Origin of the sequence: Gordonia hongkongensis, assembly GCF_023078355.1 — a bacterium.
GTDB classification, from domain to species: domain Bacteria; phylum Actinomycetota; class Actinomycetes; order Mycobacteriales; family Mycobacteriaceae; genus Gordonia; species Gordonia hongkongensis.
Window position 1 is genome coordinate 3,376,144 of the sequence record NZ_CP095552.1, and the last position, 13,850, is coordinate 3,389,993.

General features: G+C 67.0%; 12 protein-coding genes. 4 read left to right on the forward strand and 8 right to left on the reverse strand.

Features of this window, described 5'->3' with window-relative positions; translation table 11 throughout:
* Positions 1-58: 58 nt before the first annotated feature.
* A complete protein-coding gene (locus MVF96_RS15230; protein ID WP_058253111.1) occupies positions 59-799 on the forward strand; it encodes a DUF4191 domain-containing protein in 741 nt (246 codons plus the stop codon).
* Positions 800-818: 19 nt separating this feature from the next.
* On the opposite strand, the gene MVF96_RS15235 is transcribed toward MVF96_RS15230, so the two are convergent.
* The 3 genes from MVF96_RS15235 to MVF96_RS15245 all read right to left on the reverse strand — a co-directional run bounded on the left by MVF96_RS15235 (position 819) and on the right by MVF96_RS15245 (position 4,363).
* Complete coding sequence (locus MVF96_RS15235) at positions 819-2,147, reverse strand: PQQ-binding-like beta-propeller repeat protein (protein ID WP_165629882.1); 1,329 nt, start codon at positions 2,145-2,147, stop codon at positions 819-821.
* Between the two features lie 179 nt (positions 2,148-2,326).
* On the reverse strand, positions 2,327-3,766 hold the full coding sequence (locus MVF96_RS15240) for a hypothetical protein (RefSeq protein ID WP_165629881.1): 1,440 nt from the start codon (positions 3,764-3,766) through the stop codon (positions 2,327-2,329).
* Positions 3,767-3,856: 90 nt separating this feature from the next.
* Positions 3,857-4,363, reverse strand: coding sequence for an RDD family protein (locus tag MVF96_RS15245; RefSeq protein WP_165629880.1), 507 nt, complete (start codon positions 4,361-4,363; stop codon positions 3,857-3,859).
* 322 nt (positions 4,364-4,685) lie between these two features.
* Here MVF96_RS15245 and glnA point away from each other — a divergent pair, with 322 nt between their 5' ends.
* Together glnA and MVF96_RS15255 are read left to right on the forward strand one after the other, a co-directional pair.
* Positions 4,686-6,119, forward strand: a complete 1,434-nt coding sequence (gene glnA, locus MVF96_RS15250; RefSeq protein WP_010841141.1) for a type I glutamate--ammonia ligase — start codon at positions 4,686-4,688, stop codon at positions 6,117-6,119.
* Positions 6,120-6,260: 141 nt separating this feature from the next.
* Positions 6,261-6,515: a hypothetical protein gene (locus tag MVF96_RS15255; protein ID WP_068971686.1), complete on the forward strand. Its 255-nt coding sequence runs from the start codon at positions 6,261-6,263 to the stop codon at positions 6,513-6,515.
* A 36-nt stretch (positions 6,516-6,551) separates the two neighbouring features.
* Here the strand turns inward: MVF96_RS15255 and MVF96_RS15260 are convergent, their stop codons facing one another.
* Together MVF96_RS15260 and MVF96_RS15265 are read right to left on the reverse strand one after the other, a co-directional pair.
* Positions 6,552-7,610: a zinc-binding dehydrogenase gene (locus MVF96_RS15260; RefSeq protein ID WP_165629879.1), complete on the reverse strand. Its 1,059-nt coding sequence runs from the start codon at positions 7,608-7,610 to the stop codon at positions 6,552-6,554.
* Positions 7,611-7,710: 100 nt separating this feature from the next.
* The gene (locus tag MVF96_RS15265) at positions 7,711-8,670 is read right to left on the reverse strand and encodes a cyclase family protein (RefSeq protein WP_165629878.1); all 960 of its coding nucleotides are present in this window, start codon (positions 8,668-8,670) and stop codon (positions 7,711-7,713) included.
* Positions 8,671-8,843: 173 nt separating this feature from the next.
* Here MVF96_RS15265 and MVF96_RS15270 point away from each other — a divergent pair, with 173 nt between their 5' ends.
* Positions 8,844-9,029, forward strand: a complete 186-nt coding sequence (locus tag MVF96_RS15270) for a hypothetical protein (protein ID WP_165629877.1) — start codon at positions 8,844-8,846, stop codon at positions 9,027-9,029.
* A 41-nt stretch (positions 9,030-9,070) separates the two neighbouring features.
* On the opposite strand, the gene MVF96_RS15275 is transcribed toward MVF96_RS15270, so the two are convergent.
* The 3 genes from MVF96_RS15275 to MVF96_RS15285 all read right to left on the reverse strand — a co-directional run bounded on the left by MVF96_RS15275 (position 9,071) and on the right by MVF96_RS15285 (position 13,786).
* The gene (locus tag MVF96_RS15275) at positions 9,071-9,733 is read right to left on the reverse strand and encodes a biliverdin-producing heme oxygenase (protein ID WP_247449566.1); all 663 of its coding nucleotides are present in this window, start codon (positions 9,731-9,733) and stop codon (positions 9,071-9,073) included.
* Positions 9,730-10,680, reverse strand: coding sequence for an endonuclease/exonuclease/phosphatase family protein (locus MVF96_RS15280; protein WP_165629875.1), 951 nt, complete (start codon positions 10,678-10,680; stop codon positions 9,730-9,732). Before MVF96_RS15280 ends, MVF96_RS15275 begins: the two co-directional genes overlap by 4 nt.
* 76 nt (positions 10,681-10,756) lie before the next feature.
* Positions 10,757-13,786 carry a bifunctional [glutamine synthetase] adenylyltransferase/[glutamine synthetase]-adenylyl-L-tyrosine phosphorylase gene (locus MVF96_RS15285; protein ID WP_211539343.1) on the reverse strand — a complete coding sequence of 1,010 codons (3,030 nt, stop codon included), beginning with the start codon at positions 13,784-13,786 and terminating at the stop codon, positions 10,757-10,759.
* Positions 13,787-13,850: the final 64 nt, after the last annotated feature.

Consider the following 13,850-nt stretch of genomic DNA (forward strand, 5'->3'; position numbering starts at 1 on the left):
ATCATCGGACGGTCACCCGATGCCCCGATCGCTCGATCCACGGACGTAAACTGGCCTCATGGCAAAGGCGCAGGTGAGCAAAGAGGTCAAGGCCGAGAAGAAGAAGGCCCGTAAGGCCGCATCGAAGGAACGGCGCCAGCAGCTCTGGCAGGCCTTCCAGATGCAGCGCAAGGAAGACAAACGACTCATCCCCTACATGGTGGGTGTCATCGTCCTGTCGATCGCGGTCTTCACCGCTCTCGGATTCGTCCTCGGTTCGCCGTGGCTGCTGATCCCGCTCGGCGTGGTGCTGGGCATCCTCGGCGCCTTCATCCTGTTCGGCCGCCGCGTCCAGAAGAACGTGTACACCAAGGCCGAGGGACAGCCCGGCGCCGCCGGATGGGCACTGGGCAACATGCGCGGGCAATGGCGGGTCAAGCAGGCCGTGGCCGGCACCTCCCAGCTCGACGCCGTGCACCGTGTCATCGGCAAGCCGGGCATCATCCTGGTCGCCGAGGGCTCCCCGACCCGCATCAAGTCGCTGCTCGGCCAGGAGAAGAAGAAGGTCGCGCGGGTCGTCGGCGACACCCCGATCTACGAGATCATGGTCGGCAACGACGACGGCCAGGTCCCGCTGTCGAAGCTCGAGCGGCACCTCAACAAGCTGCCCAGCAACATCGACCGTAAGCGGATGGAGACCCTGGAGGGCCGGCTGTCCGCCCTCGGCAGCAAGGCCCCCGGCCCCGGCATGCCGAAGGGTCCCCTGCCCGCGAACGCCAAGATGCGCAGCATGCAGCGCACGGCGCGCCGCCGCGGCTGACGCTTCCGCGTGGCCCGACTCAACCCATACGGGTCATCGTCGGTAATGAGCGACCCGAGCGCGTCTCAAGGACGAAAAGATACGGCCCCACGATCTGCACGTCGACGTCGTCCGCGTCTCGCGTCTCTTTCAACCGCCACGCCTGCTCACCGCTCTGCGGGTCATAGGCAACCAACGCCCGCGGGCCGGGTTCGTCTTGCTCCTCGTCTCCTTCGAAGATCAGGCGTGTGCCGTCAAAGGCCTTGTACCGCTGGTGAGTGCTCATCGGGATCGTTGCCCCGGCGACGCCGGAAGCGGCCTCGATGAAAGTCCACCGGTAGCCGACATCGGCCAGCGCCTGCACGCCGACGTAGCGGCCACCCAGGAGGGAGACGTCGTCGACGATGTTGCCCTCGACGGACCAGAGCAGCTTCCCGTTCACGGTGGACACTGCGCCGGCGATCGGGCGGTCGGATTTGTTCTCGCCCCGGACGGGTAACAATGCACCCTCGGTCGCGGTCGGGCGCCCGTTCGGGAGTTCGAGATCCGCCAACAGGCCGTGTTCGATACCCTGCCGATCGAAGAGCCTCAGGGATCGGCGTGGATACACGGTGTGACTGACCGCGAAACCGGTTCCCGTCGCCGCGACCCTGATCCAGGTATTCGCACTTCCCTGCGCGTCATCATCACCGGCCGCGCCACCCGGGCCGCGAAGCTCGTCGTCGGCGGCGGAGTCGTAGAGGACGTCGCCGGTAGGCAGCGACAGGACCCGAACTCCTGCTTCAGTGTCGCCGACGACAATCACGTCGCCAGCCTCGGACAAAGCCGGGTCACCTATCTGCTCGGGAAGCACCTGGGTCCACCGCTGTCGCCCGTCGGATTCGAACGCCGTCAGGGTGGTCGTGGCCCGATAGCTCACAGAGTCGTACAACACCGACGTGACCAGAAAGCCGTCTGCTGCGCGGACGATCTGGCTCCGGCCAGACCGCACGGTCGCGGTCGCCGGGACCGCGCCCGTGGCAGCCTCGAGAAATGCCACTTCGGTCTGTCGGTCACTCACCGAGGCGACACAGGCGAGTCGTCGGTCCCGACTCAACGCGCAGTCACTGGCCAGAAACATTGACGGGTTGCGCCACAGCGCTCTTCCGTTCGTCTGGTCGAGCGCCACGACCCCGCCTGCCGACGTGAGGTCCGATGACGCACCAGCGATGACCATCCGGTCGTCGGCGGCGAGGGGAATCACGTACGTCGCGGGTTCCGGCGAGCCGAGAGCGAGTTCCTCCGACGTTTCCCACAGCGGTTCGGGTTGCGTGGGTAAGACGCGGATGATCGGGTCCTCGCCGTGCTCCCCCGTCGGCGCACCGAGCACGGTACCCGATCCTTAGACAGTGCGCGGTACCGCCAGCGTCACGGTCAGCACAGTCGCGAGCGCGAGCGTCCCGAGTACGAGGATCGCCAGCCCGGCCGTCGTACCGGTTCCGCGACGGGCCCTCGGGGATCGCGAGGGCGGCATTCCGACCGAGTGATGGTCGCCCGGGTACGGCCGGGTCAAGGCTTCGCATCCAACAGACGAAGCGAACCCGACTCGCCGGCCACACCGGTGATGACCTGGAAGAGGTACGGTCCGACGAAACGGTATTCGCGCTCGCCGTCCGGGTTTCCAAGCGTCCATACCTCACGTCCGCTCGACAGTTCGTAGGCGACCATCTTCGGGACACCGTAGTTCGAACCGAACCTGTCTGCGAAGACGGCCCGAACTCCGTCGAAAGCAAGGAGACGGTTGTTCCCGGCGGCCATGGTCGTCGCGCTCTGCGGTTTGTCGAGGTCGAGGACCACCCATTCCTCGGAGTTGCTGCCGGTCGTCTCAGAACCGGCCACATACTGCTCACCCAATAGTTCGGTACCGAGAAGGCTGCCGGCGAACGCCGTCAGAGCGACGACCTCGAGCGTCTCCAATGAGGCGGCACCGATGGCCTGACGGTTGTCCACATCGGTTCCGGTGACGGGGATGAGGTCTCCTTCTGAACCGGACGGCGCGAAGGGCAGGACGACGCCGTCGATCGCGCCGCGTAGGGTGCCGCTGTCGTCATAGACGGTGGTGGTACGGGCGCTCGTCAGGATGCTGACCGCGAAGCCGGGCCGGGCCACGGCGACCTGGATGATGGCCGACCCGCCCGGACCACCGTGGGGCTCGAGGTCCCGGGCGGAGTCGTACAGCACAGTTCCACTGTCGAGGGCGTACACCCGCGCTCCGCGCTTGTAGTCAGAGACCGCCACCACGTTGCCGGACTCGGACAGTTCCGGATCGGATAGCCCCACGGGAGGACGCTGCACCCAGGAACGCGAACCGTCGGAACTGAACCAGTTCAAGGTCGCCGCATAAACGGCCTCGGTTTCGACGAACCGCCGGCTCGTGACGAGGAAGCCGTTACCTGCGGAGGCGAGGGTCGGGTCTTGTGGACCGTCTGCGATCTCGAACGATTTCGTCGCCGTCACCGCACCGGTGCCGACCGCGATGAACCCGAGATCGACGGTGCTCGGCGCACTCCCGCGACGGAGGCAGGCGAGTCTGCCATCGCGGCTGAGAGCGCAGGTCTCGGCTCGAAACGCCGACGTCTCGGGCCAGAGTTGCCTGCCGTCCGCAGCGTCGAAGGCCATCAGTTCGGTGACGGATGCGCTCGTGGGACCGCCGACGACGATCTGCCGATCAGCTGCGAGCACCGTCGGCACCCGGGTGGTGTCCGGGGTTCGCAGCCCGGCGATGTCAGACATGTCCGCCGACCACCGCGGGGTCGGGGTGGTTGCCAGGGGGTCGACATCGGGATACCTGTCGTCGGCCGCGCTGCGGTCCGCGGTCGTCGCGCTGTCTGCCACCACCGCGGCGTGCCCGTCAACAGACCGAGGCACCGCCAGAGTGACGATCACCCCCATCGCAACGATCACCGTGCCCATGAAAAGGGCCACGACGGCCCCCGACTTCCCCCGCATGCGACCACTAAATCACAGCGACGATGACCATCCCGCCCCTAGTTCCACAGCGAATCGATAGGCGTATGGAGAACGAGCTGCCGCCCCGGGTCAGCGGGTCCGGACGAGCGCGGTGCCGGTTGCGCGGTCGTGCAGAGCGCGCCCGTTGTAGTCGTTGATCAGCGCCGGGACCAGGAAGATCATCAGCAGCTGGCGGAAGAAGGCCCGGACGATCCCGACCGCCGCCGGGCTCTGCTCGCCGGTCGCTTCGGCGGTGTTGCGCTCGACGCCGTAATCCACTCGCGCCACGCGCATCCCGATGACGAGCTGGCCCGGGGTGAACCCGAACAGCGTCACCGCGAAGATGCCCATGACGAACCACACGCCCATCTGCGCGGTGCCCAGATGCGGCGAGTTGAAGCCACCGAAGAACGCCATCGCGAGCCCGCCGGCGATCAGCCAGTCGACGAGCAGGCCGGCCACCCGCGGCCAGCCGGTGGCCAGCGACCCGGGACCGCTCTGCGGTAGGCCGAGATCCTGTCCCCGGTACTCGTTGTCCACGCCGTTCTCGGGACCGATCTGCGGTCCCGACAGCCAGGAACCCGTGACTCGTCCCATCGGTGATGACTCCTCTCACGCGACCGCGCAACCCCCTCGGTCCGCGTCGTCGCCGCACTGGGAACCATCGTAGTCGCTGGTTGTCGTGACCCGTCCCGCCCGTTGGCCCCTGCCGCTAGGGTTGGGATGCGCCGAGTGCGACGGCCCCCGATCACGCTGTGTAGCCAACACCACTGCGCGTGTAACACGGGGGAAACACGGACTTGACGCATGGGCAACTTCGCCTCCATACGGTTGCCGCTGAGATCCGCTGCTGTTTCTCAGTGGCGGATGTGGCGTGTCCCCATACACGGACCACCGATCACGAAGGAGTCACCGCACGGTGTACAGCAGTAAAGAAGAACTACTCGAGGGCATCAAGAAGGAAGGTGTCGAGTACGTCGACATCCGTTTCTGCGACCTGCCCGGTGTCATGCAGCACTTCTCGATCCCCGCGTCGGCCTTCGACGAGGACGTCTTCGAGGACGGGCTGGCGTTCGACGGATCGTCGGTGCGTGGCTTCCAGTCGATCAACGAGTCGGACATGATGCTGCTGCCCGACCCGGCCACCGCGCGGATCGATCCGTTCCGCAAGGCCAAGACGATGAACCTCAGCTTCTTCGTCCACGACCCGTTCACCCGCGAGGCCTACAGCCGCGACCCGCGCAACGTCGCCCGCAAGGCCGAGGACTACCTCGCCTCCACCGGCGTCGCCGACACCTGCTTCTTCGGTGCCGAGGCCGAGTTCTACATCTTCGACTCGGTGTCCTTCGGTTCCGAGATGAACGGCACCTTCTACGAGGTCGAGTCCGAGTCCGGCTGGTGGAACACCGCGTCGCCGACCGATCCCGACGGCAGCCCCAACCTCGGCTACAAGGTCCGCCCGAAGGGTGGGTACTTCCCCGTCGCACCGTACGACCACTACGTCGACCTGCGTGACGAGATGTCCACCAACCTGCAGAACTCGGGCTTCGAGCTCGAGCGCGGCCACCACGAGGTCGGCACCGCGGGCCAGGCGGAGATCAACTACAAGTTCAACACTCTGCTCCACGCAGCCGATGACGTGCAGCTGTTCAAGTACATCATCAAGAACACCGCATGGCAGAACGGCAAGTCGGTCACCTTCATGCCGAAGCCGCTCTTCGGCGACAACGGTTCGGGCATGCACGCCCACCAGTCGCTGTGGAAGGACGGCAAGCCGCTGTTCCACGACGAGGCCGGCTACGCGGGCCTGTCGGACCTGGCGCGCTACTACATCGGTGGCATCCTGCACCACGCACCGTCGCTGCTGGCGTTCACCAACCCGACCGTGAACTCCTACAAGCGTCTGGTGCCGGGCTACGAGGCCCCGATCAACCTGGTCTACAGCCAGCGCAACCGGTCGGCCTGTGTGCGTATCCCGATCACCGGCAACAACCCGAAGGCCAAGCGCCTCGAGTTCCGTTGCCCGGACAGCTCGGGCAACCCGTACCTGGCGTTCGCCGCGATGATGATGGCCGGCCTGGACGGCATCAAGAACAAGATCGAGCCGCACGAGCCCGTCGACAAGGACCTCTACGAGCTCCCGCCGGAAGAGGCCAAGAGCATCCCGCAGGCCCCGACCTCGCTGGCCGCGGTCATCGACCGTCTCGAAGAGGATCACGAATACCTCACCGCCGGTGGCGTGTTCACCGAGGACCTCATCGAGACCTGGATCGCGCTCAAGCGTGAGAACGAGATCGAGCCGGTGCAGATCCGTCCGCACCCGTACGAGTTCTCGCTGTACTACGACTGCTGAGCCCAGGCTCCGACGTCGACTCGGCCCGCTCCGCGATCGCTCTCCGATCGCCGAGCGGGCCGTTTCGTTGTCGGCCGACTCGATCCATCAATCCGCGCGAGCAGCCGTGTCCGACCGTCCCGCCGTGCGACGATGAGCCGCATGGGCACACTGCTGACGTCCGACGAGTTCGAGATCCGCCTGCTGTTCGCGGAGTCGGTCCCGGAGGTGATGCAGTTCGTCCGCGACGTGGTCCGGCAGCGCGAACCGATCGCCCTCGAGCTCGAGGGGTCGGCGCACATCGTGAATCTCGCCAACGTCCGGCACTTCTCGTTGGTCGACGAGACCGACGACGTCGTAGCGGATTCCGACGAGCGGACAACGGTCGTTCTCTCCATCGCCGAGGCCAAGGAGTGACGACCCGAGCCAGCGCCGCCGGACCAGGCCGGACCGTCAGTCGCCGGCGGCGATGATCACCTTGAGCGCGTGCTCGTCGGCAGCGTTCGCGAACGTGTCGTACGCCTCGTCGAACTGATCGAACGTGAACCGGTGGGTGATGAACTTCTCCGGGGAGATGTCCCCGCGTTCGATGCTCTCCAGGAGTTCGGGTGCGGTCGTGGCGTTGACCAATCCGGTGGTGATCGTGAGGTTGTTGATCCAGTCCCGCTCGATCGGGAAGGTGACGCTCTCCCCGTGCACGCCGACGTTGGCGACATGACCGCCGGGACGGACGGAATCGAGCGCGACGCCGAACGTCGCGGGCACCCCGACCGCCTCGATCGCCACGTCCACCCCGAGCCCGCCTCGGCTGAGTTCCTTGAGTTGCGCGACCACGTCCCCGCCTGCGTTGACGTCGATCGTGTCGGTCGCACCGAAGTCGCGCGACTGCTCGAGCCGGAACTTGTTGCCGTCCACGGCGATCACCTTCGACGCGCCGGCCGCCGACGCCGTCATCACCGACGCCAGCCCGACCGGCCCGACCCCGACGACGGCGACGACGTCGCCCTCTGCGACGGCGCCGTAGAGCACCCCGATCTCGTAGCCGGTCGGCAGGATGTCGCTGAGCATCGTGCCCTGCTCGGGAGTCACCTTCTCGGGAAGCGCGATCAGACCGTTGTCCGCGAACGGAACCCGGACGTACTCGGCCTGGGTGCCGTCGATGAGGTGACCGAAGATCCAGCCGATGCCACCCACTGTCTGGCAGTGCGACGTCAGACCCGCTCGGCAGAACTCGCACGTTCCACACTTGCTCACGCAGGACACGATCACGCGATCCCCGACCCGAACCCGCTCGCAGCCCGGACCGACCTCGGTGACCACTCCGACGCCCTCGTGCCCGAGGATCCGACCCGGCGTGACCGCCGCTACGTCGCCCTTGAGGATGTGCAGATCGGTTCCGCAGATGGTGGTCACCTCCATCTTGACGATGGCGTCCGTCGGTTCCAGCAGGACCGGATTCGGAACGTCCTCCCAGGCCTTCTGACCTGGACCGTGATACACGAGAGCTTTCATGGCCGACTCCTTGTGGTTGCGGGTCCTCGCGCGAAGATTAGGCATGGGTGCGCTCGCAGAACGTCTCACCTTGAGACGACTGCCCGGCCGGGAAGAAGTCTCACTTGATGGCGACAGGGTTGACAGGAGAACCGGTGGCCTCGTTGATCTTCAGCGGCGCGGCCACGTAGAAGAACGTGTAGACCCCGTCGTCGGCGCAATCGGCGGCGAGCTTCTCGAGGTCGCAGATCTCGGTGAACGCCACGCCGAGGTTGCGCATGAGCGCGTTGTGCAGCACCAGAGCGGCGCCGTTGTTCGGGTCCACGGTCACCCCGTTCGCGATGGTGTCGGTCACGAGATTCGGTATCTCCATCTCCTGGAACCAGGACACGAGTTCGCGGGAGTAGACGAGGCCGGATTCGCAGAAGTCGCTGTAGAACTCGACGGCGTTCTCGAAGAACAGTTGCAGGTGATTGGTTCGGATCACCACGATGTCGCGCGGCTGGATCTCCGTGCCCTGGTACTCGGCACACGCGATCAGATCCTCGTGGTCGAACGTCTCGTACGGCTCCAGGTAGGCCTTACCCCGGTGACGTGCGATGTCGAGGAGCACGGCGCGACCGACCACTCCACGCTCGGCGATCGGCGCGACGCTGGCCCTCGACAAGCCCCCGATCGTGGTCCTCGAGTCGTACCCGTTCCAGATCTGGCCGTCGTACCAGACGTGGCCGAGCGCGTCGTACTGCGTGGAACCCTGGAGCGATGCGGTGAGCTTGTCGTCGGCGCAGTGCATGCCTCCGGGGAAAGCAGGCCCTTTGCCGTCATCCCAGTGCGATTCGTCAAGGGTCATCTCGCGAGTGGCAGGGCTACGACCCGGCCACACGGGGTCACCGTGGGGATCGCCGATCAGGCGCTGAAGCGTGAACACCGCGCCCCGCCTGATCTGCGCCGCGCCCGCCAAGACCTGTGCGGCCGTCAGATGGTTCAGGCTGCCCACCTCGTCATCGGGTCCCCATCTGCCCCAATTGGTGGGCGAGTCGGCGAGGATCTCGCTGAGATCGGGCACGGCGGCATCTGCCATCGATTCACCTTCCGCAGGGTGTCAGCGCGCGACGCGCGCTGGATGTGCAATCGGGTGCCGAGCGGCAACGCTGACGTGCGTCGAAACAGCACCCGCAATACGGCATGTGATCCGTAACACTTTTGGGACTTGTTACCCTGCCGACTCACCGAATACGACCGTAGTTTGGACGAATGACCCGTGATGTATACGTCGAAGACCTCGTACCCGGTGACCGGATTCGCCTCGAAGGCACCCCGCGAGTGGTTCGCACCACCAGCCGTCTCGACGACAACCAGCTACGCATCGAGCTCGTCAAGGGCCACGACGACCTGAGTGAGGTCATCCTGGACCGCACCGTCAAGCTGCAGGTCAACTGACGCCTGATTCGACGATCCCGACGTTCGGGCGGACCTATGGGTCAGGCCGCCCGGGCGCCGTCGAGATCGCCGAACACCGCCTGATTGTGGTCGAAGGCCGCGATGGCCTCGTCGACGAGCCGTTCGATCCCTGCGGCGTCGAGCGGTAGCGCGTCGAGCCGTGCCCGGTAGGCGTCCTTGTAGCGCTTGAGCTTGTCGATCTCGTCGAACGAGTAGAAGCTCAGCGCCGCGTCGTCGACCCCGTAGTGCTCTCGCATGCGGTGGGCCACCACCTGGCCACCGCTGAGGTCGCCGAGATAGCGGGTGTAGTGGTGTGCGACATATCGTGCCGGGTCGTCACGCGTGGACTCGATCGCGGTCACATAGCGCGCGACCGCCGGCAGCGGCGACGCCGTCGACGGGTCGATGCCGAAGGAGGCGAGGTCGGCGCCGAGGCGTTGCAGGCGAAGCAGTTTCGGGTCGAGCACGGCGTCGGCCACCGGGTCCCCCGCCAGGTCGGCACCGACACGCTCGAGCGCCTCGTAGACGAAGTACAACTGGACCGCCAGGCGCTGATACTCGCCGGAGTCCAACCGGCCCGACATCAGATCGTCGATGAACGGCGCATGCTCGGCGCGCTCGTGCGCCACCGCTGTGGCCGAACGCAGACGTTCGGAGATACTCGGGCGGTCGTGTGGTCCGACGTTCTCGGGATCGGGCGTCATGATGCCACCAGTGTTACCACCAGAGTCCGGTGATCGGAACCCGGCAGGTAGTGGGTGTCCATCGACGTGGCCACGAAACCGCGCAGGATGACCCGGTCGATGGCGACCAGCGGCCGGTTGCCGAGCTGCTTGTCGGTGGGATAGCTCGGCAGGAACCCGGCACCGGCCATGTCGGTGCCGTCGACGAGCCCGTTGGTCAGCAGGCTGCGGTACTTCGCGTGATTCCAGGTGGAGTTGTAGTCCCCGATCGCGATCACCCGGCCGGGTGGGAGCTCGGCGAAATGTGCGGCGAGCGTGTCCATGTCGTCGTGCCAGTCCCAGTTGCGACCCCACAGCGGCGCCGCCGGGTGGATGGCCAGGACCTGGGTCCCGGCGGCGCCGGGCAGGTCGGTGCGGGCCTGCAGGTTGTGCAGCACCGTCCCCGGGATGTTGTATCGCTCGTCCAGCGGGCGCTTGCTGAACATCGCGGTGCCGGCCGCGTAGGTGTACGGAATGGCGAACTCGTGCGGCAGCGAGCGGCCGATCTCACTGCGCCGCAGACGTTCCAGCGCCTCGGGGGTGACCTCTTGGAGGGACACGAGGTCCGGATCGGCATCGGCGACGATCTTCTCGAGCGCACCCAGGTCGCCTCCGCCGAAGAGGAGGTTGGCGGAGACGACGGTGAACCGCTCGCCGGACGGCGCCGCGTTGGCGATGACCAGCGGCACCTGGGTGTAGGCCAGACCGCCGACGGCCACGAGCGCAATCGCCAGCATGAACCAGCGCCGCAGGACCGCGAAGACGACGATCGCGATCACTCCGGGGATCAACGCGAACTGCACGGCGCTGGTGAGGTACAGCGCGACGTCACCGCGGGACGGGTAGAAGTGCAGGAACACGCCCAGCACCACGCCGGCGAGCATCGCCCACCCCAGGACGTACGCGGCCGCCCACAGAAATCTCGTCATCGCTCCCCCATGTGATCCGGTGTTCCCCCGCCGGAGTCAGCTGCGCCCTTCCACGCCCGTCCGCTTCTCTCCGCGCTCAGGCCCCGAAGACCTTCAGCACCACGGCCTTGGCCCGGCGCGTCACCCGGAGATAATTCTCCAGGAACTCGTTGGCCTGGTCCTCCGGCCATCCCGCGGCAAACGCGATCTGGCGCAGTTGTGCACCCGGCCCAGGTAGTTGATCGATCGGCTTGCCACGCACCAGGACCAGCGCGTTGCGCGCCTTCGTCGCGGTCGTCCAGGCGTCCTTCAACAGCGCGACGTCGTTCTCCGACAACAACTCCGCCGCGCCGATGGCATCCAGTGAGTCCAGCGTCGACGTGTTGTGCAGGCTCCGATAGCGGTGCGCATACTTCAGCTGCAGGAGCTGCACCGTCCACTCGATGTCGGCGAGACCACCGCGGCCGAGCTTGGTGTGGGTGGCCGGGTCGGCTCCGCGCGGCAGTCGCTCGGCGTCCACGCGGGCCTTGATCCGGCGGATCTCCCGAACGGCGTCGTTGCTGACACCGCCGGCCGGATACCGCACGTGGTCGATCATGTGCAGGAAGTCGATGCCGAGCGCCTCGTCGCCTGCGACCTGGTGCGCGCGCAGCAACGCCTGGACCTCCCAGGGCTGGGCCCATTGCGCGTAGTACGCGGCGTAGGACGCGAGGGTTCGCACGATGGGGCCGTTCCGGCCCTCGGGCCGTAGTCCGGTGTCGACCTCCAGCGGCGGGTCCGCGCTGGGGCTGCCGAGCATCGACCGCACGTTCTCCGCGATCGTCTGTGCCCACTTGAGTGCCTCGGACTCCTCGGCGTCTCGATCGGGCTGGCAGACGAACATCACGTCGGCGTCCGAGCCGTAGCCGAGTTCGCCGCCACCGAGCCGGCCCATGCCGATCACCGCGATGCGCGCCGGCGCCCGAGTTCCCCGCTCGCGCTCGGAGATGTTGATAGCCACGGTGAGCGCTGCGTTGAGCACCGCCGCCCACACGCTGGACAGTGCCTTGCAGACGGCAGGCACGTCCAACAGTCCCAGTACGTCGGCGGACGCGATGCGGACGAGCTCGGCGCGCCGATGCGAACGCGCTACGGCCACAGCGCGTTTCATGTCCTGCTGGCGGACCGTCGAGGCGACGAGGCCCTTGGCGACGTCCTCGGGGCGCACGTTGCACAGCTTGGGCCCGTCCGGCCCGTCGGAGTACTGGTGGATCACCTCGGGGGAACGCATCAGCATGTTCGCGATGTACTCCGACGTCCCGAGCACCTTCATCAGCCGCGCCGCCACCACGCCGTCGTCGCGCAGCAGTCGCAGGAACCAGTCGGTGTCCTCCATCACGTCGCACAGCCGGCGGTAGTTCAGCAGGCCGGCATCGGGATCCGGTGTGTCCCCGATGTGTTCGAGCAACTGCGGCAGGATGAGCAGCTGGATCTGACCACGGCGTCCCGGCGCGTTCGACAGCGCGCGGATATGGCTCAGTGCCCGATCGGGTTTCGCGTAACCCAGTGCGGCCAGCCGCCTCTCGGCGGAGGTGTCGGTCAGGGTGAGCTCGTCGGTCTTGAAGCGCGTGACCGCCTCGAGCAGCGGGCGGTAGAACAGCTTCTGGTGCAAGCGGCGGACCCGCAGGCTCTGGTGGCGGATCTGTTCGCGCAGCACCCCAGTCGCGTCGAGTTCGCCCTCTCGCCGGATGTGCGCGGCGCGGGCGAGCCAGCGCAACGCCTCGTGGTCGTCGGGCTGCGGCAAGAGATGCGTCCGGGACATGCGCTGCAGCTGCAGCCGATGTTCGAGGAGACGCAAGAACTGGTACGACGCACTGAGATTCGCGGCGTCGTCGCGTCCGACGTAACCGCCCGCGGTGAGCGCGGCCAGCGCGTCGACGGTCGGCATCACGCGCAGGTTCTCGTCCACCCGGCCGTGCACCATCTGCAGGAGCTGGACCGCGAACTCGACGTCGCGCAGACTGCCGCGCCCGAGTTTGAGGTTGCGCTCGCGCTCGTCCTCGGGGAGCAGGGATTCGACGCGGCGTCGCATCTTCTGCACTTCGGGCACGAAGTCGGGCCGCTCGGCCGCCTTCCACACCATCGGTTTGACCGCGGCGATGTAATCGTCGGCGAGCTGCATGTCACCGGTCATCGCCCGGGCCTTGAGCAGCGCTTGGAACTCCCAGGTCTTGGCCCACCGTTCGTAGTAGGCCACATGCGATTCCAGGGTTCGGGTCAGCGCTCCGGACTTCCCCTCGGGCCGTAGCGCGGCATCGACCTCGAAGAACGCGAGCGAACCGATGCGCATCATCTCGCCCGCGATCCGCGCCGCGGTACCGTCGGCCGGGTCACTGACGAAGATGACGTCGACGTCGCTGACGTAGTTCAGTTCGCGCGCACCGCATTTGCCCATCGCGACCACGGCGAGCCGGACCGGGATGGGATCGTCCCCGCAGACCTCGGCGAAGGCGACGGCGAGGGCGGCGGTCAGGGCGGCGTCGGCGCAGTCGGACAGGTAGGCACCCACCTCGGGCAACCACATCACCGGTTCGTCCTCGACGGTCGAGGCGACGTCGTGGGCCGCGAGTTGCAGGATCAGGTTGCGGTAGGCCAGGCGGAGTGCGATGACGGCCTTCGGGCCGGTGAGCGCCGACCGGTACACGCGGTTGCCCTTCTCGACCTCGCCCGGAACGGGCTCGGCACCGACGGAGGCGAGCATCAGACGGTCGACCTCGGCACGGTCGGGCAACTCGTCGGCGAGCAGGAGCCGCCAGCTCGACGGTTCGGCGACCAGGTGATCGGCGAGCGCGTCCGACGAACCGATGACCGCGAACAGGCGCCCACGGAATGCGCGCTCCGCGCGCACCAGGCCGTCGATCTCGGACCACTCGTCGCCGACGGCGCTGCGCAACCGCACGAGCGTACGGAGGGCCAGGTCGGCGTCGGGAGACCGCGACAGGGCCCACAACACGTCGACCGATTCTGGCGTGTTCCACCCGAGATCGGCGAGGTTCCGGGGTGCGGAGTCGTCGAGCAGACCCAGCCGGCCCGCGCTGGGGACGGTGCTGCGTCCGGCTCGCCCCGGGGGTCCCGATCGTGTTGTCACATCACAAAAGTAGCGACCGGATCCGATCGGCACGACATCGCGGTCCCCGACCGGGCAAGGCAGC